This window comes from Actinomadura sp. NPDC048394 (assembly GCF_040651755.1).
GTDB lineage: Bacteria > Actinomycetota > Actinomycetes > Streptosporangiales > Streptosporangiaceae > Spirillospora > Spirillospora montaniterrae.
In genome coordinates this window covers 39,387-61,888 of sequence record NZ_JBEZJL010000028.1, presented here as the reverse complement: position 1 = coordinate 61,888, position 22,502 = coordinate 39,387, and the positions used below count along the sequence as shown (strand labels likewise).

At 72.6% G+C, this 22,502-nt stretch carries 18 protein-coding genes; 10 read left to right on the top strand and 8 right to left on the bottom strand.

All coding sequences use genetic code 11. The features are described 5' to 3' along the window. Positions 1-45 precede the first annotated feature (45 nt). Positions 46-720 (top strand): hypothetical protein, encoded by a 675-nt coding sequence (locus AB0C78_RS21735; protein ID WP_360750582.1) that lies wholly within the window; start codon positions 46-48, stop codon positions 718-720. Next, a complete protein-coding gene (locus tag AB0C78_RS21730; RefSeq protein WP_360750580.1) occupies positions 717-1,604 on the top strand; it encodes a nucleotidyl transferase AbiEii/AbiGii toxin family protein in 888 nt (295 codons plus the stop codon). Before AB0C78_RS21735 ends, AB0C78_RS21730 begins: the two co-directional genes overlap by 4 nt. A gap of 103 nt (positions 1,605-1,707) precedes the next feature. Here the strand turns inward: AB0C78_RS21730 and AB0C78_RS21725 are convergent, their stop codons facing one another. Together AB0C78_RS21725 and AB0C78_RS21720 are read right to left on the bottom strand one after the other, a co-directional pair. Then, positions 1,708-3,540: a glycoside hydrolase family 18 chitinase gene (locus tag AB0C78_RS21725; protein WP_360750578.1), complete on the bottom strand. Its 1,833-nt coding sequence runs from the start codon at positions 3,538-3,540 to the stop codon at positions 1,708-1,710. A gap of 206 nt (positions 3,541-3,746) precedes the next feature. Then, the gene (locus AB0C78_RS21720) at positions 3,747-4,223 is read right to left on the bottom strand and encodes a MarR family winged helix-turn-helix transcriptional regulator (RefSeq protein WP_360750576.1); all 477 of its coding nucleotides are present in this window, start codon (positions 4,221-4,223) and stop codon (positions 3,747-3,749) included. 61 nt (positions 4,224-4,284) lie between these two features. On the opposite strand from AB0C78_RS21720, the gene AB0C78_RS21715 reads away from it, so the two are divergent. Then, positions 4,285-4,701, top strand: coding sequence for a cupin domain-containing protein (locus AB0C78_RS21715; protein WP_360750574.1), 417 nt, complete (start codon positions 4,285-4,287; stop codon positions 4,699-4,701). A gap of 7 nt (positions 4,702-4,708) precedes the next feature. On the opposite strand, the gene AB0C78_RS21710 is transcribed toward AB0C78_RS21715, so the two are convergent. Both AB0C78_RS21710 and AB0C78_RS21705 read right to left on the bottom strand, forming a co-directional pair. After that, positions 4,709-5,353 carry a response regulator transcription factor gene (locus AB0C78_RS21710; protein WP_151546181.1) on the bottom strand — a complete coding sequence of 215 codons (645 nt, stop codon included), beginning with the start codon at positions 5,351-5,353 and terminating at the stop codon, positions 4,709-4,711. Next, the gene (locus AB0C78_RS21705) at positions 5,305-6,606 is read right to left on the bottom strand and encodes a sensor domain-containing protein (RefSeq protein ID WP_360750572.1); all 1,302 of its coding nucleotides are present in this window, start codon (positions 6,604-6,606) and stop codon (positions 5,305-5,307) included. Before AB0C78_RS21705 ends, AB0C78_RS21710 begins: the two co-directional genes overlap by 49 nt. Before the next feature lie 257 nt (positions 6,607-6,863). Here AB0C78_RS21705 and AB0C78_RS21700 point away from each other — a divergent pair, with 257 nt between their 5' ends. Next, complete coding sequence (locus tag AB0C78_RS21700) at positions 6,864-9,365, top strand: Tex family protein (RefSeq protein ID WP_360750696.1); 2,502 nt, start codon at positions 6,864-6,866, stop codon at positions 9,363-9,365. A gap of 248 nt (positions 9,366-9,613) precedes the next feature. Here AB0C78_RS21700 and AB0C78_RS21695 read toward each other — a convergent pair whose 3' ends face one another. Further along, positions 9,614-10,777: a hypothetical protein gene (locus AB0C78_RS21695; RefSeq protein WP_360750570.1), complete on the bottom strand. Its 1,164-nt coding sequence runs from the start codon at positions 10,775-10,777 to the stop codon at positions 9,614-9,616. 305 nt (positions 10,778-11,082) lie between these two features. Between AB0C78_RS21695 and tig the strand changes: the two genes are divergently transcribed. The 4 genes from tig to clpX all read left to right on the top strand — a co-directional run bounded on the left by tig (position 11,083) and on the right by clpX (position 15,593). After that, positions 11,083-12,573, top strand: a complete 1,491-nt coding sequence (gene tig, locus AB0C78_RS21690; RefSeq protein WP_360750568.1) for a trigger factor — start codon at positions 11,083-11,085, stop codon at positions 12,571-12,573. A gap of 218 nt (positions 12,574-12,791) precedes the next feature. Continuing rightward, a complete protein-coding gene (locus AB0C78_RS21685; RefSeq protein WP_151545787.1) occupies positions 12,792-13,424 on the top strand; it encodes an ATP-dependent Clp protease proteolytic subunit in 633 nt (210 codons plus the stop codon). A gap of 61 nt (positions 13,425-13,485) precedes the next feature. Then, positions 13,486-14,148, top strand: a complete 663-nt coding sequence (locus tag AB0C78_RS21680) for an ATP-dependent Clp protease proteolytic subunit (RefSeq protein ID WP_360750694.1) — start codon at positions 13,486-13,488, stop codon at positions 14,146-14,148. 170 nt (positions 14,149-14,318) lie between these two features. Continuing rightward, entirely contained in the window at positions 14,319-15,593 is a 1,275-nt protein-coding gene (clpX, locus tag AB0C78_RS21675) for an ATP-dependent Clp protease ATP-binding subunit ClpX (protein ID WP_151545781.1), read from the top strand. 137 nt (positions 15,594-15,730) lie between these two features. Here the strand turns inward: clpX and AB0C78_RS21670 are convergent, their stop codons facing one another. Both AB0C78_RS21670 and AB0C78_RS21665 read right to left on the bottom strand, forming a co-directional pair. Then, complete coding sequence (locus AB0C78_RS21670) at positions 15,731-16,384, bottom strand: response regulator transcription factor (protein WP_360750565.1); 654 nt, start codon at positions 16,382-16,384, stop codon at positions 15,731-15,733. A gap of 21 nt (positions 16,385-16,405) precedes the next feature. Further along, the gene (locus AB0C78_RS21665) at positions 16,406-17,206 is read right to left on the bottom strand and encodes a sensor histidine kinase (protein ID WP_360750563.1); all 801 of its coding nucleotides are present in this window, start codon (positions 17,204-17,206) and stop codon (positions 16,406-16,408) included. Positions 17,207-17,435: 229 nt separating this feature from the next. Between AB0C78_RS21665 and AB0C78_RS21660 the strand changes: the two genes are divergently transcribed. Then, a complete protein-coding gene (locus AB0C78_RS21660) occupies positions 17,436-20,057 on the top strand; it encodes a valine--tRNA ligase (RefSeq protein ID WP_360750561.1) in 2,622 nt (873 codons plus the stop codon). A gap of 134 nt (positions 20,058-20,191) precedes the next feature. Further along, the gene (locus tag AB0C78_RS21655; RefSeq protein WP_360750560.1) at positions 20,192-21,226 is read left to right on the top strand and encodes a hypothetical protein; all 1,035 of its coding nucleotides are present in this window, start codon (positions 20,192-20,194) and stop codon (positions 21,224-21,226) included. Here AB0C78_RS21655 and AB0C78_RS21650 read toward each other — a convergent pair. Further along, positions 21,183-22,409, bottom strand: a complete 1,227-nt coding sequence (locus AB0C78_RS21650; protein ID WP_360750558.1) for a hypothetical protein — start codon at positions 22,407-22,409, stop codon at positions 21,183-21,185. The genes AB0C78_RS21655 and AB0C78_RS21650 overlap by 44 nt on opposite strands. Between the last annotated feature and the right edge of the window lie 93 nt (positions 22,410-22,502).

Here is a 22,502-nt window from a genome sequence, read left to right as displayed (position 1 = left end):
GAAAACCGGTAGGCCCTGCGGTGGGCGGTTTGCGACCATCCGGATGTGGACTTCGCCGGAGACTTCGAGACGCACGTGACCGTCCGCCCCGCCGCCGCCCAGGCGGTCGCGGGGTGGGCGGCGGCGCGCGGCCTGAAGTTCGTCCACATCGTCCTGGAACGCGGCCGGGTGGCGTCGCAGCCGATGCTGACGCTGCGCACCCGCGGCACGCTGGCCGGCGCGCTCGCCCGCGCCGACCGGACCACCGACGGCCTGCGCGCGGACGGGTTCGAGGTGGCGCGGGTGAAGGTCGAGGCGGCGCCGTGGAACGCGGACGTCCCCGCCGACGACGCCGACGCGCTCGGCCCCGCGTACTACTTCGAGCACCACCTCAAGCTGCTGCTGGAGCCCGGGTTCGACGCGGACGCGCTCGCCGGCGCCGCCCGCCCGCACGCCGCCCACGTGTCCCGCAACGCCCGGCGCGTCCGCGCCGACGGGCTGCAGGAGCGGTTCGTCACGCAGCGCTGCCGGTGCGTCGGCTCCCGCACGGCCGGCCGCCGCCTGGACGCGCTGGCCGCCGACCTGCGGGCCCGCGGCCACGAGATCGTCGCGGTGGAGCGGGAGTTCGTCGTCCACGACGCCGACGAGTCCCTGGACGACGGCTGGATCGAGGAGCCCGCGCGGTCCGGGGAGCCCGCGCGGGTCGAGGAGCCCGCGCCGGTCGAGGAGGAGACGCGATGACGGAGGATCCGCCGCTCCTGGGCATGGCGCCGCACGAGCCGACCCTCCAGGAGATCGCGCACGAGGGCGCGCTCGACCACGTCCTCTCGGCGATCTCGTGGTCGAAGTGGGGCGAGCACCTCGTGCTGCGTGGCAGCGCCCTGATGCGCGCCTGGTACGGCCAGGACGCCCGCATGCCGCACGACCTGGACTTCGTCGTCGACTCCGATGTCTGGAGGGAGGACGAGCTCCAGACCGACGAGATCTTCGAGGACCTCTTCCTCGACGTCGAGTACGCGCCCCGGACCGACCTGATGGACGGCCTGCGCTTCGTCCCGAGCCGGGTCGAGCGGTCGTCGATCCACGCGTACGGCGCGCGGGAGACCATGGTCCGCGACCGGGAGGACGACCGCTGGGGATTCCGGTTGACGCTGCCCTGGCAGTGCGGCGACGCGAGCGGCCAGGTCCAGGTGGACTTCGCGTTCGACGAGAAGCTGCACGCCCCGCCGTGCCGGACCGCCGTGCCCCGCCCGTCGGGCGACCCGCCGCTGTTCCTCAAGGCCGCGACGCCCGAGCAGTCGCTGTGCTGGAAGCTGTACTGGCTGTGGCTCGACTCGCGTCCGCTGTCCAAGGACCTGTACGACGTGTGGCTGCTGCGCGACGTCCGGCCCTCGCCGCAGCTGCTGGACAAGACCACCGACCTGGACGACGCGGCGTCCGTCATCGGCACCCGCTGGCTCCACGCCGAGCTCGCCCGCTGGGACGGGCTCGACTGGGACGGGTTCCGCGCAGAGCATCCGATGGTCCGCGGTACGGCGCGGGACTACCTGAGGGCCGTCGCCGACGACCTGGTCCGGCCCCTGTTCGACCCGGACGCGCCGGCCTCTCCCGCGCAGCCCGGGTGAAGCCGTGGAAGGGCCCCTGACCGGCGTCCGGTTTCGGTCAGGGGCCCATCGGGCTCGGCCGCGCTTCAGGGGACGCTGGGAGGGCGCGCCCCGGGGAGCCGCGTCAGCCGAGGCCGTTCTTGATGGCGGTGATCAGCTCGCCGCCCGTGGTGTCGCCGCTCAGCTCCCAGAAGAAGGCGCCGCCGAGGCCCTGGCCCTTGGCGTAGGCCATCTTCCCGCCGATGGTGGACGGGGTGTCGTAGCTCCACCATTCGCTGCCGCACTTGGCGTAGGCGGTGCCGCCGACGGTGCCGGTCGCGGGGCACTTGCCCTTGAGGACCTTGTAGTCCTCGATGCCCGCCTCGTAGGTGCCGGGCGCGGCACCGGTCGCGGTGCCGCCCGGTTCGGACTGGGTGACGCCCGTCCAGCCCCGGCCGTAGAAGCCGATGCCGATCAGCAGCTTGCCCGCCGGCACGCCCTTGGCCTTCAGCTTGGCAATGGTGTCGGAGGTGTTGAAGCCCGCGTGCGGGATGCCGGGGTAGGACGTCAGCGGCGAGTGCGGCGCCGTCGGGCCCTGCGCGTCCCAGGCGCCGAAGTAGTCGTAGGTCATCGGGTTGAACCAGTCGACGTACTGGGCGGCGCCCGCGTAGTCGGTGACGTCCATCTTGCCGCCGTCGCTGGCGTCGGCGGTGATCGCGGCGGTCACCAGGTTGCTCGATCCGAACTTCGCGCGCAGCGCGGCCATCAGCTTCTTGAACGCGTCCGGGCCGCTGGTGTCGCAGGAGAGCCCGCAGGCGTTCGGGTACTCCCAGTCGATGTCGATGCCGTCGAACACGTCCGCCCAGCGCGGGTCCTTGACCAGGTTGTAGCAGGAGTCGGCGAACGCGGCGGGGTTCGCGGCGGCCTGCCCGAACCCGCCGGACCAGGTCCAGCCGCCGAACGACCAGAGGATCTTCAGGTTCGGGTACTTCTTCTTCAGCTTCCGGAGCTGGTTGAAGCTGCCCGCGACGGGCTGGTCCCAGGTGTCGGCGACGCCGTCGACGCTGTTCGCGGCGGTGTAGGTCTGCTGGTAGTCGGCGTAGGCGTCGCCGATGGCGCACTGGCCGTTGGTGACGTTGCCGAACGCGTAGTTGAGGTGGGTGAGCTTGGCGGCGGACCCGCTGGTGTCGATGTTCTTGACGTAGTAGGCGCGCTGGTAGACGCCCCAGTCGGTGAAGTAGCCGACGACCTTGCTCCCGCCGCCGGGGTTGCCGCCGCCGTCGTCGTCGGTGGTGACCGACACGGCGCCGGACGCGGCGGAGACGTTGCCGGCGGCGTCGTGCGCCTTGACGGTGAAGGTGTAGGCGGTCTTGGCGGACAGGCCGGAGACGGTCGCGCTCGTGCCGGTGACCGTGGCGGCCTTCGTCGCGCCGTTGTACACGTCGTAGCCGGTGACGCCGACGTTGTCGGTCGACGCGTTCCACGCCAGCGAGACGCTCGTGGCGGTCTTGGACGTCGAGTGCAGGTTCGCGGGAGCGGTGGGAGCCTGGGTGTCCTGCTGCGGGGTGCCCGAGCCGTCGCAGGCGGCGCCGTTGACCGTGCAGCCGGTGAGCCAGCCGGAGCCGGTGCCGTCGAAGCCGAAACTGGTGGTCGCGCCGGCCGCGACCGTCCCGTTCCAGCTCGCGTTGGCGAACGTGTAGTGATTGCCGGAGACGGTCTTCGTCGCGTTCCACACCGAGGTGATGGACGTGCCGGACGGCAGGTCCGCCTCGACCTTCCAGGCGCTGATGGCGGCGCCCGTCCCGTTGCTGATCGTGCAGTTGCCCTCGAAGCCGGTGCCCCAGTCCGAGGTCTTGGCACAGGTGGCCGTCACCGTCCCGGCCGCGGGCGCCGGTGGCGCCGTGAGCAGGGACGTCGCGAGTGCGAGGGTGGCCGCGGTGGCGAGCGCGACGGCCCGCCCTCCGCCCGGTCTGGACATGATTCTCCGTTCGTCCGTGCCCCCGAACCAACAGGAATCCCCGCTCTTCTCTTAGGAAAGTTTCCTAAGAAATTGGGGTGATGGTAACCGCGCGAACACGGCCGTTCAAGCCCTCGCGAACGGCCGCCGGACCCGGGCGGCGGTGGTCTGGGCGCCTGCCTGGGGACGTACGGGGGAAGCTCGCAGAGAAAGACCGGAACGCGGGTTCAGGTCGTCCCGAACCAGCCCGGCATGTCCAGGCGCCACAGGTCGTCCGGCGTCATCGCGCGGAGGGTGCCCTCCAGGGCCCGTACCTGGCCGGCGCCGAGCCGCCGCACCCAGTCGTCGCGGATCCGGTCGAAGATCTGCGCGGACCTGGCCAGCGCGTCGACGCCGTACGGGGTCAGCCGCACGATCTTGCGCCGCGCGTCGGCCGGATCGGCGGTGCGCTCGACGTAGCCGGCCCGCTCGAGCGTCTCGACCATCTTGCCCGCGGCCTGCTTGGACACCCCGATCCGGCGGCCCAGCTCGACGGCCGTGGTGCCCGGCCCGATCGCCTGGAAGACGAAGCCGTGCATCGGCCGCATCTCGGGATGGCCCTCGCGGGCCAGCTCGGCGTGCAGCTCATCGATGATCACGCGGAACGCGAGGAACAGCCGGAGCGGCAGCTCGAAGCCGGGCGGGTCCGGGGGAGCGCTTGACATGAAAGACAACCTCGTTGACTATATGGACAACCACATTGACCAATCTACGGGATGAGGGACCATGGCACTGCTCCGCAACGCCGGCAACCGCCGCACCGAGACGCCGAACGGCGTGATGACCACCTTCGCGACGCCCACCCAGGGCGGCACCGAGGGCATCGCCGTCTGGCGCGTCGACGCCACGCCCGGCAGGACCGGCCCCCTGCACGCCTTCGACACCGAGCAGGTGTGGACGTTCCTCGACGGCGCCGCCACCGTCGACCTCGACGGCCGCAAGCTGGAGGTCGGCCCCGGCGACACCGTCGTCCTGCCCGCCGACCTGCCCCGCCAGGTGACCGCGTCCGCCGGAGGCTTCACCGCCGTCGTCGCCGCCCACGCCGGCTGCCTCGCCTACGACCCCGACGCCGTGGTCGACCCGGACAAGTGCGAGCTGGCGCCCCAGGGCGACGAGCGGATCGTCCCGCCCTGGGCCCGATGAGGGGCGCTCAGCCGCCGAGATAGGCCAGGACCGCGAGCACGCGGCGGTTGTCGTCCTCCGACGGCGGCAGGCCGAGCTTGCCGAAGATGTTGTTCGTGTGCTTGCTGATCGCCTTTTCCGTCACGAACAGCTTCGCGGCGATCGCCGCGTTCGAGCGGCCCTCGGCCATCAGCCCGAGCACCTCGCGCTCGCGGGGGGTCAGCTGCTGCAGCGGCTCCTCGCGGGCGTGCCGGGTCAGCAGCTGCGCCACCACGTCCGGGTCCAGCGCCGTGCCGCCGTCCGCGACCCGCCGCACCGCCTCCACGAACTGCTTGACGTCCGACACCCGGTCCTTCAGCAGGTAGCCGATACCGCCCGAGCTGTCCGACAGCAGCTCCCGCGCGTACAGCTGCTCCACGTGCTGCGACAGCACCAGCACCGGCAGCCCCGGCACCTGCTTGCGCGCCTCCAGCGCCGCCCGCAGCCCCTCGTCGGTGAACGTCGGCGGCAGCCGGACGTCCACCACCGCGACGTCCGGGCGGTGCGCCGTCAGCGCCCGCAGCAGCGACGGCCCGTTGTCCACCGCCTCCACGACCTCGAAGCCGAACGCCCCGAGCAGCCTGATCAGGCCGTCCCTGAGGAGGGCGAGGTCCTCGGCGATGACAACGCGCACGGCAGCTCCATGGTCACGACGGTCGGCCCGCCGGGCGGGCTCGTCACGGCCATCGTGCCATCGAAGGCCGCGAGCCTGCGCTCGATGCCGCGCATGCCGCTCCCCGCCGCGGGGTCCGCGCCGCCCGTCCCGTCGTCCCCGATGATCATAATCAGCCGGCCGCCGGAGTGCTCGATCTGGAGCCACGCCCGCCGCGCCCCGGAGTGCTTCACCATGTTCGCCAGCATCTCCGCCACCGCGAAGTACGCCGCCGACTCCACCGGCGCATCGGCACGTCCGGGCAGGTCGATGTGCACGTCCACGGGCAGCGGCAGGGTCAGCGCGAGCGCGCGCACCGCGCCGTCGAGGCCGCGTTCGGCCAGCACCGGCGGATGGATGCCCCGGACCAGGTCGCGCAGCTCCGTCAGCGCCGTCCCGCTCGACTCGCGGGCCTCGGCGAGCAGCTTCGCCGCCATCTCCGGATCGTGCTTCATCATCTCCTCGGCCAGCCCGATGTTCATGCTCAGCGCCACCAGCCGCGCCTGCGCGCCGTCGTGCAGGTCCCGCTCGATGCGCCGCAGCTCCGCCGCGGACGCGTCCACCGTCTCCGACCGCGACTCCGCGAGCTGCTCCACCCGCGCGGCCAGCGCGGCGCGCGTCGGCGCCAGCAGCGACTGGCCGAACAGCGCGTGCGCCTTCAGGAAGAACGGCCCCACCGGGCCGGCCACCACGACCAGCGCCGCGCCCAGCACGACCGACCCCGCGATCCCGACCGCGCCCCAGTCCTCCACCGGCCAGAACGGCCCCCACCCGTAGTCGCTGATCAGCGCCAGCCACGGCGCGAGGAGCACGCCCTCCAGCCCGTACACCGCCAGCCCGCCCGCGAGCACCCCGAGCACGAGCGCGACCGGCACGTTCAGGATCGTCCACAGCAGGTCGCGCCAGGACGCGGGATCGGCCAGCAGCCACCCCAGCCGCCGCAACGGCCCGGCCGCGCCCGGCGGCTCCGGCCGGTACGGGACGGGGATCGTCACCCCGGACCACTCGGCCGCCCACGCCCGCTGCTGGTCGGCGACCGCCCGGATCGCCTGGAACACCACCGGCGTCAGGACGACGCCGACGCCCAGCGGGATGAACGCGACCGACAGCACCGCCAGGATGAACAGCGGCAGGTTCACCGCGAACGCCACCACGATCTGGAGGACGGCACGGAAAAGAGACGGGAGCAGGCAGGTCAGGGCGCGGCGCCCGTACGCGCGCAGTAGCTCGCTCACCGTGTCCTCCAAGGAATCGCCATAGCGGTGGATCTCCACCATTGTGGTCGAGCGCAGCCCAGGGCTCGGTGGTGCTAGACCCACTCTTCCCCGGCCGGAGAGGTGGTGCTGGACCCACCGTCATTCGAGCGGTGACAAGACAAGCGGCCCCGATCCCTGGACAATGCACAGGCGACACCCAGGGGAGAAAGCGAATCCAAGCTGTGACAGCGACCATCAGCCAGACGTCCGCCGGCCGGGAGGGCGACGAGCCCTCGATCCGGCCCATCACCGAGCGCATCGCCGAGGAGATCGGCGTCCGCGAGGGCCAGGTGCGGGTCGCCGTGGACCTGCTCGACGGCGGGGCGACCGTCCCGTTCATCGCCCGCTACCGCAAGGAGGCGACCGGCGCCCTCGACGACGCGCAGCTGCGCGCGCTGGAGGAGCGGCTGCGCTACCTGCGCGAGCTGGACGAGCGCCGCGCCGCGATCCTGGAGTCGATCGATTCGCAGGGCAGGCTCACCGGCGAGCTGCGCGCCCAGATCATGGCGGCCGACTCCAAGGCCCGGCTGGAGGACATCTACCTCCCGTACAAGCCGAAGCGGCGCACCAAGGCGCAGATCGCCCGCGAGGCCGGCCTCGAACCGCTCGCCGAGCTGCTGCTGGACGACCCGTCCCGCGACCCGCAGGCCGAGGCCGCCGCCTACGTCGACGCCGAGAAGGGCGTCGCCGACGCGGCCGCCGCGCTGGAGGGCGCGCGCGCCATCCTCGTCGAGCGGTTCGCCGAGGACGCCGACCTCATCGGCGCGCTGCGCGAGCGGATGTGGAACCAGGGCCGCATGGTGTCCCGGGTCCGCGACGGCAAGCAGGAGGCGGGCGCGAAGTTCGCCGACTACTTCGAGTTCGCCGAGCCGTTCGCCAAGCTGCCCTCGCACCGCGTCCTCGCGCTGTTCCGCGGCGAGAAGGAGGAGGTCCTCGACCTCGACCTGGTGCCGGAGGACGAGCCCGACGACCCGGCCGCCCGCAGCTCCTACGAGGCGGAGATCGCGCGCCGCTTCGGCATCGCCGACCAGGGCCGCCCGGCCGACAAGTGGCTGGCCGACGCCGTCCGCTGGGCGTGGCGCACCCGCATCCTCGTGCACCTCGGCATCGACCTGCGCACCCGGCTGCGGCAGGAGGCCGAGGACGAGGCCGTCCGGGTGTTCGCCGCGAACCTGCGCGACCTGCTGCTCGCCGCGCCCGCCGGCACCCGCGCCACCATGGGCCTGGACCCGGGCCTGCGCACCGGCGTGAAGGTCGCCGTCGTCGACGCCACCGGCAAGGTCGTCGCGACCGACACGATCTACCCGCACGAGCCGCGGCGGAAGTGGGACGAGTCGATCGAGACCCTGGCGAAGCTCGCCCGCGAGCACCAGGTCGACCTGGTCTCCATCGGCAACGGCACGGCGTCCCGCGAGACCGACAAGCTCGCCGCCGACCTGATCGCCCGGTACCCCGACCTCAAGCTCACCAAGATCATGGTGTCGGAGGCGGGCGCGTCGGTGTACTCGGCGTCGGAGTACGCGGGCCGCGAGCTGCCCGGCATGGACGTCTCCCTGCGCGGCGCCGTCTCCATCGCCCGCCGCCTGCAGGACCCGCTCGCCGAGCTCGTCAAGATCGACCCGAAGTCCATCGGCGTCGGCCAGTACCAGCACGACGTGTCCGAGGTGAAGCTGTCGCGCTCCCTCGACGCCGTCGTCGAGGACTGCGTGAACGCCGTCGGCGTCGACGTCAACACCGCGTCCGCGCCGCTGCTCACCCGCGTGTCCGGCATCGGCGAGGGCCTCGCGGACAACATCGTCGCCCACCGCGACGCCAACGGGCCGTTCCGCAGCCGCTCCGGGCTCAAGGACGTCCCGCGGCTCGGCCCGAAGGCGTTCGAGCAGTGCGCGGGCTTCCTGCGCATCCCCGGCGGCGACGACCCCCTCGACGCCTCCAGCGTGCACCCCGAGTCGTACCCGGTCGTCCGCCGCATCCTGGACGCCGCCGGCAGCGACATCAAGGGCCTCATCGGCAACACCGCCGTGCTGCGGTCGCTGAAGCCCGCCGCGTTCGTCGACGACACCTTCGGGCTGCCGACGGTCACCGACATCCTCGCCGAGCTGGAGAAGCCGGGCCGCGACCCGCGTCCGGCGTTCAAGACGGCGACGTTCAAGGAGGGCGTCGACAAGATCTCCGACCTCGAGGCGGGGATGCTGCTGGAGGGCGTCGTCACCAACGTCGCCGCGTTCGGCGCCTTCGTGGACGTCGGCGTCCACCAGGACGGGCTCGTCCACATCTCCGCGATGTCGGACAAGTACGTCGAGGACCCGCGCGAGGTCGTCAAGCCCGGCGACATCGTCCGCGTGAAGGTCCTCGACGTCGACCTGCAGCGCAAGCGGATCTCGCTGACCCTGCGGCTGGACGACGAGCCGGGCCGCGACCAGCGGGCCGGCCGCGGCGGCGAGCCCCGCGACCGCGACCAGCGCCGGCCCTCCCGCGGCGGCGGCCAGGCCGCGCAGCCCGGCCAGGGCGGACGCGGCGGCGGCCGAGGCGGCCAGGGCGGCGGCCGCAACCAGGGCGGACGCGGCCAGGGCGGCGGCCGCAACCAGGGGCAGCGGCAGGGCCAGGGCCAAGGGCAGGGCGGCGGACGCGGCCGGTCCGGGCAGGGCGGCTTCTCCGGCGGTGGCGCCATGGCGGACGCGCTCCGCCGCGCCGGCCTCGACAAGGGCCTCCCCGGCGGCGACCGCAAGCCCCGCTGAGCCGTCCCCACGGCCGTTCACGCGCGACGGGCCGCCATCACCAGCCAAAACGGTGACGGCGGCCCGCCGCACTTAACCGCCATCCCCAAGCCCGGCACCCCTCACCGCAGCCCGGCCGCGGATTAGGCACGCCTCAGCGCAGCCCAGCGTGGCGTGGCGCAGCCCGGTGCGGCTTGGCAAAGCCCAGCCCGCTTCGGCGCGGCCCGGCGTGGCTCAATGCCGTCCGGGGGTGATGTGGCCCGATTCGGTCAGCGGCCGGTGCCGCGCCAGCGGCCGTCCGAGCCGGTCTCGGTGTGGCGCTCCGGCGCGGGGGAGCGGCGCGGATCCGGCGCGGGCCGGCGCGGCGCGCCGCCGCCCTGCGGCGGCGGGTTCGGCAGGTTGTACGGGCCCGTGCCCAGCGGGTCCTGGGCGTAGGGGCTGCGCTGCGGCGGCACCCGGGGCGGAGGCTGCTGCTGCCCGAGCTGCGGCCCGCCGAGCACCGGCCCGCCCACCGCGGGACCGCCGAACGGGTCCTGCGCGGCGGAGACGTCCTCGCGCGGGCGCGCGTCCTCCTCGACCGGCCGGTGCCGGGGGAACTGCAGGACCGCGACGGCGCCGAGCAGCAGCGCGCCGAACCGCATCGCCGAGTGCCCCATGTCCTTCGGCCACGCCTCCGCGTACATGAAGGTGCCCATGGTGAGCAGGTACGACTTGGCGCTCACCGTCATCACGGTCGACACGATCGACACCCGGCAGCGCTGGAACGCCATCACCATGATCCCGAAGCCGATCGCCGCCGCGAACACCGTCAGGTACGGCCAGGGCGTCGCGGCGATCCGCAGGCTGGTGGCGTGCGCGTCGTCGCTCCACCCCTTGATCGCCAGCTCGGCGGTGCCGACCGGGAACCCCGAGCTCAGCCCGTAGGCGATGCCCGTGACGGGGCGGGCGTGCCGGCCGTCCGGCCGGTAGTCGCCCAGGACGAGGATCAGCACCGGCACCAGCACCGCCGGCGCCACCACCACGGCGATCTTCCACAGCGGCACGTCGGCCGACCGGATCGGCTCGTGGCCGCTGATGGACGCGGTGAGCAGCAGGATCGCGGCGGCGATCAGCAGCAGGCTGAGCCACTCGCGGGCGGTGAGCCGCTCGCCGAAGAAGACCATCGCGATGAGCAGCAGCGGCACGACCCCGGACATGAAGATCGGCACCGCGGTGGACAGCGGGAGCTTCCCGAGCGCCACGATCTGCAGGCTGAGGCCGCCGAGCACGACGGCGAGGGCGATGAGGAAGATCCAGTTGCTCACGATCGTCCAGATCATGTGCAGGATGCGGTTGCCCCGGACAGGGGCCATCCGGTCCGCCGCCAGCTTGAAGACGGCGAACCCCAGGTAGTACAGACCGGTCGCGCTGAAGGCTGCGGCTATCCCGTTCATCCCGGACGAGTATGGGGGGTCCGGGTGCCAAATGTCACTGCCTGTACGGGATTGTTGACAGCGATTCGCCGGTCCGAGCCCACCGCGATGTCCGCAGACGCCGCCGCTACCCCATAGACTTGGCGCGCGAGGGCGCGGAGCCGCATCTCGGCATGCCCGCGCCCGCGAAGACCGACCGGCTGAGAAGACGCAGACGGGCAGCGGCAGTGAGGCCGCCTGCGTCGAGGCCGGGCGCTCGCAGGCAGGAAAGAGCACGCGTCGAACGCCGCGGCCGAGACAGCGCCCGATCAAGGAGACCTACCCCAGTGAAGACCGATGTCGAGGAGCTGACCCCCACCCGGGTCAAGCTCACCGTCGAGGTTCCGTTCGACGAGCTCAAGCCGAACCTCGACAAGGCGTACAAGGAGATCTCGCAGCAGGTGCGGATCAAGGGCTTCCGGCCCGGCAAGGTCCCCGCCCCGCTGATCGACAAGTACGTCGGCCGGGGTGCGGTCCTGCAGGAGGCGGTCAACGACGCGCTTCCCGAGCTGTACGGCCGCGCCGTCGAGGAGACCGAGATCTTCGTTCTCGGCCAGCCGGAGGTCGAGGTGACGGAGCTGGACGACGGCTCCCAGTTCGCCTTCACCGCCGAGGTCGACATCCGGCCGAAGTTCGAGGTGCCGGACTACGACGGCATCGAGGTCGTCGTCGACGACGCCGAGGTGACCGACGAGCAGGTCGACGAGACGGTCGGCAACCTGCGCGAGCGGTTCGCGTCGCTGACCACCGCCGAGCGGGCCGTCGAGGAGGGCGACTTCGCCACCGTCGACCTGGTCGCCAAGGTCGACGGCGAGGAGGTGGAGGACGCCTCCACCACCGGCTACTCCTACGAGGTCGGCAGCAAGTCGGCCATCGAGGGCCTGGACGAGGCCCTGGTCGGCCTGTCCGCCGGCGAGGACAAGACCTTCACCGGCACCCTGGTCGGCGGCGAGCACGCCGGCGAGGAGGCCGAGATCACCGTCACGGTGCAGAGCGTCAAGGTGAAGAACCTGCCCGACCTGGACGACGAGTTCGCCCAGCTCGCCAGCGAGTTCGACACCATCGACGAGCTGCGCGAGGACGTCCGCACCCGGCTGGGGCGGCAGGTGAAGCTGCAGCAGCTGTCCGAGGCCCGCGACAAGGCCCTCGAGGCGCTGCTGGAGAAGATCGACATCCCGCTGCCGGAGAAGGTGGTGGAGGAAGAGATCAGCCGCCGCAACCAGCAGCTGGAGCAGCAGCTCCAGATGGCGGGCATGTCCAAGGAGGACTACCTCAAGGACGAGGAGAAGTCCGAGGAGGAGTTCGACACCGAGGTCGCCGACGCGGCCCGGCTCGCCGTCAAGGGCGGCTTCGTCCTCGACCAGCTCGCCGTCCAGGAGGAGCTGAACGTCGAGAACGAGGAGCTCAGCGAGTACGTCGTCACGCAGGCCATGCAGATGGGCGTGGCGCCGCAGCAGCTCGCCGAGTACCTCACCCAGAACAACCAGCTCCCGGCGATCGTGTCGGAGGTGCTGCGCAGCAAGGCGCTGAACCTCGTGGTCGAGCACGTCACGATCAAGGACGAGTCCGGCAACGTGATCGACGTGGAGGCCGTGCAGCGCGAGCTGAACGGCGAGACCGCCGACGCCGAGGCCGCTGACGACGCGGAGGCCGCCGAGGCCGCCGGCGCCGAGACGGCCGAGGCCGGGGAGTCCGCCGAGGAGACCCCCGCGGAGACGGCTGAGGCCGCCGCTGAGGAGGCCCCCGCCGCCGAGGCCAAGGACGACGACGCGAAGTAGGCCCGTCGCGTTCTGGACGTTCTGAGCGTTCCCGACACGCCCCGCACCCGCGCTCCGGGTGCGGGGCGTGTCGCGTTCGCGGAGATCGTCCATACCTCGCCGAGGCGTGGGTACGCCCCTGGCGAAAAGGCGGCCCCCCGGGCTTAAACGGGGTCGTGAGCGCGTTACTGTCCAATCATCCGAACCGATTAAAAGGACCGGAGGAACACCCGGTGAGCATGCCTCCGACTTTCGACGAGTCGTCGCGGATCCAGGCGCGGGTGGCCGAGGCGCCCCTGCTGCCCCTGGGCGACCAGCTGTTCCAGCGGCTGCTGCGCGAGCGCATCGTCTTCCTCGGCCAGCAGGTCGACGACGACATCGCCAACCGCATCTGCGCCGAGCTCCTGCTGCTGTCGGCCGAGGACGGCCGCCGCGACATCACGCTCTACATCAACTCGCCAGGTGGCTCCGTCACCGCCGGCATGGCGATCTACGACATCATGCAGTACGTCCCGAACGACATCGTGACGGTCGGGATGGGGCTGGCCGCCTCGATGGGCCAGTTCCTGCTGTGCGCGGGCACCACCGGCAAGCGCTACGCCCTGCCGCACGCCCGGATCATGATGCACCAGCCGTCCGGCGGCATCGGCGGCACCGCCTCCGACATCAAGATCCAGGCCGAGCAGATGCTGTACGTCAAGAAGACGCTCGCCGAGAAGATCTCCCAGCACACCGGCCAGCCGCTCGACCAGATCGAGCGCGACTCCGACCGGGACCGCTGGTTCACCGCCGACGAGGCCAAGGACTACGGGTTCGTCGACCACGTCGTCCTCAGCGCCAACCAGGTGCCCTCCGAGGGCCCCGTCTCCTGACGACCTGAACATCTATCGGAGGCACACAGTGAGCGACCTCATCCGACCCGGCTTCAGCGATCTGGCCCGGCCCGGCGTCCAGGCGGGCGGGTCCCCGGCGCCGATCGACAGCCGGTACATCATCCCCTCCTTCGTCGAGCGCACCACGTACGGGGTCAAGGAGATGAACCCGTACAACAAGCTCTTCGAGGAGCGGATCATCTTCCTCGGCGTGCAGATCGACGACGCGTCCGCCAACGACGTGATGGCCCAGCTGATCACGCTGGAGTCGATCGACCCGGACCGCGACATCAGCATCTACATCAACTCGCCCGGCGGCTCGTTCACCGCCATGACGGCGATCTACGACACGATGCAGTTCGTCAAGCCCGACATCCAGACGGTCTGCATCGGCCAGGCCGCCTCGGCCGCCGCGGTGCTGCTCGGCGCCGGCACGCCCGGCAAGCGGGCCGCGCTGCCGAACTCGCGGATCCTGATCCACCAGCCCGCGACCGAGGGCACCTACGGCCAGTCCAGCGACATCGAGATCCAGGCCCGCGAGATCATGCGGATCCGCGAGCTGCTCGAGACGATCCTGGCCGAGCACAGCGGCAAGCCCATCGAGGAGGTCCGCCGCGACATCGAGCGCGACAAGATCCTCACCGCCGACGAGGCCAAGGAGTACGGTCTCATCGACGATGTCTTCGCCAGCAGGAAGCGCAAGGCGGAGGTAGTGTCGTCCTGAGGACGTAGGACGCGGGGAGTCCCGAGCCCGGTGGTCATACTTCCGGGCGAGGGGCTTACCAAGTCCGTTGGAGGCGGTAACGTCGAGTCCAACGTCGAGAGCCCTCGGGACGCCAGCCGGCCGCGCCGCACCCTCTCAGACGGGCGGCCCCACGAAAAGGAGACAGTTGGGTGGCACGCATCGGCGACGGTGGTGATCTGCTCAAGTGCTCGTTCTGCGGGAAGAGCCAGAAGCAGGTCAAGAAGCTCATCGCGGGTCCGGGCGTGTACATCTGCGACGAGTGCATCGATCTCTGCAACGAGATCATCGAGGAGGAGCTCTCCGAGACCTCCGACCTGAAGTGGGACAACCTGCCCAAGCCGCGGGAGATCTACGAGTTCCTGGACTCCTACGTGATCGGGCAGGAGACGGCGAAGAAGGCGCTGTCGGTCGCCGTCTACAACCACTACAAGCGGATCCAGTCGGGTGACGTGGGCCGGGACGACCAGGTGGAACTGGGCAAGTCCAACATCCTGCTGCTCGGCCCGACCGGATCCGGCAAGACGCTGCTCGCGCAGACGCTCGCGAAACTCCTCAACGTCCCGTTCGCCATCGCGGACGCCACGGCGCTGACGGAGGCCGGATATGTCGGCGAGGATGTCGAGAACATCCTCCTCAAACTGATCCAGGCGGCCGACTACGACGTCAAGAAGGCCGAGACCGGGATCATCTACATCGACGAGGTCGACAAGATCGCCCGCAAGAGCGAGAACCCGTCGATCACCAGGGACGTCTCGGGCGAGGGCGTCCAGCAGGCGCTGCTGAAGATCCTGGAGGGCACCACCGCGAGCGTCCCGCCGCAGGGCGGCCGCAAGCACCCGCACCAGGAGTTCATCCAGATCGACACCACGAACGTGCTGTTCATCTGCGGCGGCGCGTTCGCCGGCCTGGAGAAGATCGTCGAGTCCCGGGTGGGCAAGCAGGGGATGGGCTTCGGCGCCCAGATCCGCTCCAAGTCCGACTTCGAGGAGTCCTCGGCGGTGCTCGGCGACGTCATGCCGGAGGATCTGCTGAAGTTCGGCATGATCCCGGAGTTCGTCGGCCGGCTCCCGGTGATCACCTCGGTGCACAACCTGGACCGGGAAGCGCTGATCAACATCCTGACCGAGCCGAAGAACGCGCTGGTGCGCCAGTACCACCGCCTCTTCGAGCTGGACGGGGTCGACCTGGAGTTCACCGACGACGCCCTCGAGGCGATCGCCGACCAGGCCATCCTGCGCGGCACCGGCGCCCGCGGCCTCCGCGCGATCATGGAGGAGGTCCTGCTGTCGGTGATGTACGAGGTGCCGAGCCGGCAGGACGTCGCGCGCGTGGTCATCACCCGCGAGGCGGTCCTGGAGCACGTCAACCCGACCCTCGTCCCGCGCGACCGCCCCAAGCGCGAACCGCGCGAGAAGAGCGCCTGATCGGGGTGTGATGGGGGCAGTGTGTCCGCAGAAAGCGCGGACCGCTGCCCCGATCACATATCCCCCAGGGGGCGCCCCCTGGAACCCCCGATGCGGGGGCTCCGCCCCCGCGCCCCCTGCCGGTTGCGGTCGGCGGGTCAGCCGCGGGATTCGCCGAGACCGGCTTCGCGGGCTAGGACGATGGCCTGGGCGCGGTCGGCGACGTGCAGCTTCATGAAGATGTTCGACACGTGGTTGCGGACGGTCTTCTGGCTGAGGAACAGCGTGCCGGCGATCTCGGCGTTGCTGCGGCCCTGCGCGATCAGCTCGAGGACCTCCCGTTCCCGCTCGGTGAGCTGCGGGAACGCGGCCTGCCGCGGGTCGGGCATGTCGGTGAAGTAGGCGAGGACGCGGCGGGCGATCTCCGGCCCGTAGATGGCCTCGCCGGCCGCGACGGCCTTCACCGCCCGCGCGATCTCCTCGGCGCCGGACTCCTTCAGCAGGTAGCCGCGGGCGCCGGCGCGCATCGCGTTGAACACCGAGTCGTCGTCGCGGAACATCGTCAGCACGAGCACGCCGATGCGGGGGCTGGTGCGGGTGATGGTCCGGGTCGCCTCGATGCCGTTGCCGCCGGGCATGTGCAGGTCCATCACGACGACGTCGGGCTGCAGTTCGGCGGCCATCCGGACCGCGTCCGGGCCGCATTCGGCCTCGCCGACGACCTCGACGCCCAGCGCCTGCAGCAGGCCCTTCAGGCCCTGCCGGAACACCGGGTGGTCGTCGGTGATGAGGACCCGGATCGCGTCCGTCATCGGCGGCCTCCGCTCACCTGCTCAGGGGCGCCCGTTCCGGCGTCCGGGCGGAGCATGATGGTACCCGGCGACGCCGGGGGCGGGCAGCGGCAGCCGCGCGGACACGACGGTCCCGCCGCCGGGCCGGGACGTGACGGTGCAGCCGCCGCCGACCTCCGCCGCCCACTCCTTCATCGCGGCCATGCCGCGGCGCGGCCGCGGGCGCTCGCCGTTGCGGGCGCCGTCCGGCAGCCCGGGGCCGGTGTCGGCGACCATCAGGTGCAGGTCGGCGTCGCGGCGCAGCAGCACCATCGCGGTGCTGTCGGGCGCGTGCAGCCGGACGTTCGTCAGCGCCTCCTGGACGATCCGGTACGCGGCGACCTCGACGGCCGCGGGCAGCTCGGCGGGCCCGCCGTCGAACCGGACGTCGACCCGTTCGGCGCAGCCCTCGGCGAACGACTCGATGGCGGCGACGAGGCCGAGGTCGTCCAGCGCGGGCGGGCGGAGGCCGTGCGCGAGGTCGCGGATCTCGCCGACGGCGGTGGCGAGCCGGTCCCGGACGTCGGCGAGCAGCGGGTCCATCCGCTCGGGCTCGCCGGCGAGGGTGATGCGCGCCGCGTCCAGGGACATGGCGAGGCTGGCGAGGGTCGGGCCGAGCCCGTCGTGCAGGTCGTGGCGGAGCCGGCGGCGCTCCTCCTCGCGGCTGGCGAGGATCCGCTCGCGGGAGCGCTGCAGGTCGCGGGTGAGGCGCAGCAGGTGGGGGATCGCCGCGGCGTGCGCCGCGACGGCCCCGGCGGCGAACGCGCCCGCCAGCACGGCGGTGCGCCCCAGTACCGCTCGCATCCCTTCCCACTCCTTTCGCCCCCGGTGTCGCGGCGTGTCGGCATCACCCTTTCCGTGGGGGCGACCCGGTGTCAGGTGACCTGTGTCCCGTCCGCGGCGGGAAAACGCTCTCTGGGGCCGCCGCGGGCCGCCGCGGGCCGCCGCGGGCCGCCGCGGGCCGCTGCGCAGCGACGGCGGGCGAGGCGGGGCGGGCCGTGGGACCGCCGCGGTCCCCGTAGAATCGTTGGCCGTGACACAGCCCAGCAGTGAGCGCGGCCACGGGGCCGCCGCGGACGTCGACCTGCCCACCCAGTACCGACCGGCCGATGTCGAGGGCCGGCTCTACGAGCGGTGGGTATCGGCGGGGCTGTTCACCGCCGACCCGGCCCGCGACCCGTCCCGGCCCGCGTACTCGATCGTGATCCCGCCGCCGAACGTGACCGGTTCGCTGCACATGGGGCACGCCCTCGACCACTCGATCCAGGACACGCTGATCCGGCGGCGCCGGATGCAGGGCTACGAGACGGCGTGGATCCCCGGCATGGACCACGCGGGCATCGCGACGCAGAACGTCGTGGAGCGGGAGCTGGCCAAGGAGGGCCTGTCGCGGCACGACCTCGGCCGCGAGGCGTTCGTCGACCGGGTGTGGAAGTGGAAGGCCGAGTCCGGCGGCCGGATCCTCGGCCAGATGCGCCGCCTCGGCGACTCCGTCGACTGGACGCGCGAGGCGTTCACGATGGACGAGCGGCGGGCCCGCGCCGTCCGGACGATCTTCAAGCGGCTGTTCGACGACGGCCTGATCTACCGCGCCGAGCGCATCATCAACTGGTGCCCGCGCTGCCTGACGGCGCTGTCGGACATCGAGGTCGAGCACGAGGACGTCGACGGCGAGCTCGTCTCGATCCGGTACGGGTCGGGCGACGACGCGATCGTCGTGGCGACGACGCGGGCGGAGACGATGCTCGGCGACACCGCCGTGGCCGTCCACCCCGACGACGAGCGGTACGCGCACATGGTCGGCCGCGAGATCGAGCTGCCGCTGACGGGCCGCCGCATCCCGGTCGTGGCGGACGAGCACGTCGACCCCGCGTTCGGCACCGGCGCCGTCAAGGTGACCCCGGCGCACGACCCGAACGACTTCGAGATCGGCCGCCGGCACTCGCTGCCGTCGATGTCGGTGATGGACGAGCGGGGCGTGGTCACCGCGTCCGGCCCGTTCGAGGGCCTGGACCGGTTCGAGGCGCGCCCGGCGGTCGTCGCGGCGCTGCGCGAGCAGGGCCGGATCGTCAAGGAGATCCGCCCGTACGAGCACTCGGTCGGGCACTGCCAGCGCTGCTCCACGGTGGTGGAGCCGCGCGTGTCGCTGCAGTGGTTCGTGAAGGTCGGGCCGCTGGCGAAGGCGGCGGGCGACGCGGTCCGCGACGGCCGGGTGGCGATCCACCCGCCGGAGATGGCGTCCCGCTACTTCGAGTGGGTCGACAACATGCACGACTGGTGCATCAGCCGGCAGCTGTGGTGGGGGCACCGCATCCCGGTCTGGTACGGCCCGGACGGCGAGACCGTCTGCCCCGGCCCGGACGAGGAGCCGCCCGCCGGCTGGACGCAGGACGGCGACGTCCTCGACACCTGGTTCTCCTCGGCGCTGTGGCCGTTCTCGACGCTCGGCTGGCCCGACAAGACGCCCGAGCTGGAGCGGTTCTATCCGACGTCGGTGCTGGTCACCGGGTACGACATCCTGTTCTTCTGGGTGGCCCGGATGATGATGTTCGGGCTGTACGCGATGGACGGCGCCGAGCCGTTCACGACCATCGCGCTGCACGGGATGGTCCGCGACCAGCACGGCAAGAAGATGTCGAAGTCGTTCGGCAACGTCGTCGACCCGCTCGACTGGATCGACCGGTACGGCGCCGACGCGACGCGGTTCACGCTGCTGCGCGGCGCGAACCCGGGCGGCGACGTCCCGGTGGCGGAGGAGTGGGCGCAGGGGTCGCGGAACTTCTGCAACAAGCTGTGGAACGCGACCCGCTTCGCGATGATCAACGGCGCGCACGTGCGCGGGGACGTCCCGGCCGGGCTCACGACGGTGGACCGGTGGATCCTGTCGCGGCTGCACGCGGTCATCGCCGAGGTGGACGCGCAGCTGGAGTCCTACGACTTCGCCAAGGCCTGCGAGACGCTGTACCACTTCGCGTGGGACGAGGTGTGCGACTGGTACGTGGAGCTGGCGAAGGTCCAGCTCGCGGACGAGCGCGCCGACGCGACGCGGCGCGTCCTCGGCGAGGTGCTCGACAGCCTGCTGCGGCTGCTGCACCCGGTGATCCCGTTCGTCACCGAGGAGCTGTGGACGTCCCTGACCGGGGCCGACACGATCGTGACCGCGGCCTGGCCGTCCGCCGACGCCGGCCGCGCCGACCGCGGCGCCGAGACGCTCGTGGAGTCGCTGCAGCGGCTCGTCACCGAGGTCCGCCGGTTCCGCGCCGACCAGGGGCTCAAGCCGGGGCAGAGGGTCGCCGCCGCGCTGGAGTGGGGCGGGTCGCCGCTCGCCGCGCACGAGGAGGGCGTCCGCGCCCTGCTGCGGCTGACCGCGCCGGGCGACGGCTTCGCCGCCACCGCGTCGCTGCCGGTCGAGGGCGTCACGGTCCGGCTGGACACCGCCGGGGTGATCGACGTCGCGGCCGAGCGCAAGCGGCTCGACAAGGACCTCGCGGCGGCGCGCAAGGAGGCCGACCAGGCGCGGCGCAAGCTCGGCAACGAGGCGTTCATGGCGAAGGCGCCCGAGGCGGTCGTCGCCAAGAACCGCGAACGGCTGGCGCAGGCGGAGGCCGCCATCGCGCGGCTGGAGGCGCAGCTCGGCGCGCTGCCGCCGGCCTGAGCGCGGCGGGTCGGCGGCGTCCGGCCGGGCCACGGGCGCCCGGCCTGACGCGAACGGTCGGCGCGGGCCCGGCCGCCCGGTTACGATCCGGGTGATCCGCGGGCTTTCAGGCGTACGGAATCCTCGGGAGAGCAATGGCCGAATCACCTCCTCGCCCCGGCGTGCCGGGTGCGCCGCCGGGCGACGAGCCGGGCCGCCAGCAGGTCGTCGAGGACGGCGGGCCGCCCGGGGGGTTCACCGCCGCCCCGGCGCCCTGGGGCGACTCGCCGCCGTGGTGGTCGGCGGGCGCCGACGGGACGGGACCGCAGATGATCGCGAACGGCACGGGCCCGCAGCCGCTTCCGGGCGGGACGGGCGGCCACCGCCTGCCCCTCGCGGCGAACGGCACCGGCGGGCACCCCCTGCCCGTCGGGACCGGCGGGCATCCGCTGCCCGGCGGCACGGGCGGTCATCCGCTCCCGAACGGGACCGGCCCGATCGTGCTCCCGGACGGGACCGGGCCGCACCTGCTGCCGGCGCCGCTGGGCGCGCCGGCGCCCGGCGCGGCCGAGCCGGCGCGGGAGCGCCGGCAGGTGTCCGGGCTGCTGCTGGGCGCCGCGGTCGGCGCTGCGCTGGTCGCGGTGCTGCTGGTCGGCGTCCTGGCGTTCAAGCCGGACGGGCCCGCCGCGGGGAAGGGCGGGAAGGGCGCCGGGGCCGGGGCGGCCGCGTCCACCCGGAAGATCGACGTGCTGCCGCGCGCCGGCGGGATGACCAGGGACCCCGTCGAGCCCGCCGCGAGCGCGGCGTACCCGTTCGTCATGGCGGCCGTGGAGGCCGCCGGGGTCCCCGCGGCGAAGAACGGCACGGCGGTGTACACCGAGCCGGTCGGGCGCGCGAACGTGCTGTTCGTGGGCGGGACGGGCGCGGTCGGCGACCCGGCGGCGTTCCTGCGCAAGCTGCGGCCCAGCACGTTCATCTCCGGCGAGCAGGGCAACCCGGGGCAGAACGGCGGCAGGGCGGAGTGCGGGACGTTCGCGGTGCTCGCCGAGACGCACACGTACTGCGCGTGGGCGACCCGCGACTCCTACGGGATCGTCGCGTCCGACGTCGCGACCGCGAACCCGGACTTCTCGCTGATGGACGACGTCATGCGCCGGATCCGGAAGGACGTCGAGAAGCCGGCGCGGTAGCCGGCGGGACGAACAGCCGCTCGGTGCCGGCCCCGATCCGGTCGAGGACGAGCCCGGTGAAGTAGACGGTGCCGAGCACGGCGACGCGGTGCCCGAGGGTGGCGAGCGCCTCCGGGGTGACGGCGCCGGCGCCGACGACGTCCCAGGACGGCGGGAGCGGCCGGGTGAAGCGCAGGTGCTCCTGCGGCAGCCGGACGTAGGTGACGGGCAGGTCGCCGAGCGCGCGCACGGCCCCGTCGAGGTCCTTGTGGTCGGGCAGGCAGACGACGGCGTGATCGACCTCGCCCCAGCGTTCCCGGGCGGCGGCGAGCGCGGCGGCGACGCCGGTCCCGTCGATGGCGGAGTCGATGAGCAGCGTCGTGGCCGTCCCGGGGACGGTGTGCCAGGACATCCGGCCCGGCAGCACGACCGTGGACAGCACCTGCCGCAGCGTCTGCGCCGGTGGGTCGCCTCCGGCGAGCCTCCGGGCGGCGGCGATCCCGGCTGCGGCGGCGGCGCGTCCGAGCCCGGCGGGCAGGAGATCGGCGGGGACGCCGCCGTCGCCGGTGTACTCCACCGGGCCGAGCGCCTCCGCCACGTCCGGCGACTGGGGCGCCGACACGATCGGCGTGCCCGGCCCCGCCACGCCGCGCTTCTCGGCGGCGATCTCCGCGGGCGTGTCGCCGAGCACCCCGGCGTGCTCCAGGAAGATCGGCGTGATGGCGACCACGTCCGGCGGGAACAGCGCGACCTCGTCGGACCGTCCGCCCATCCCGGCCTCCAGGACGAGCACGTCCGCGCCCGCCCGGCGCGCGTGCAGGACGCCGGCCAGCGTGAACAGCCCGGACGGCGACAGGTAGCCGCCCGCCGGCGGGCCGAGCCCCGCCATGGCCGCGCCGAGCCGGTCGCCGAGGCGCGCGAGCTCCGCGTCCGAGACCGCCCGGCCGCCGATCCTGATGCGGTCCCGGTTGCTGCGCAGGCCGGGGCTGGTGACGGTGCACACGCGCAGGCCCGAGGCGGCGAGGAACGCCGACGCGTACGTCGCCGCCGTCCCCTTGCCCTTGGACCCGACGACGGTCAGCACCGGCAGCCCGGGGGACAGGGCGCCCAGCGCCTCCGCCAGCTCGCGCGCGCGGGCCAGGCTGCGCGTCTCGCCCGGACGGCGCCGCTCCCATTCCCGGAAGAAAACCTCATCGGCCCGCATGGTTCCCATGGTTCCACTCCGCGCGCCCCCGGCCGCCGTGCGCGGGTCCGGACGGGGCTCGCGGCGGCGCCGGATAGGCTCTCATCGTGAGCC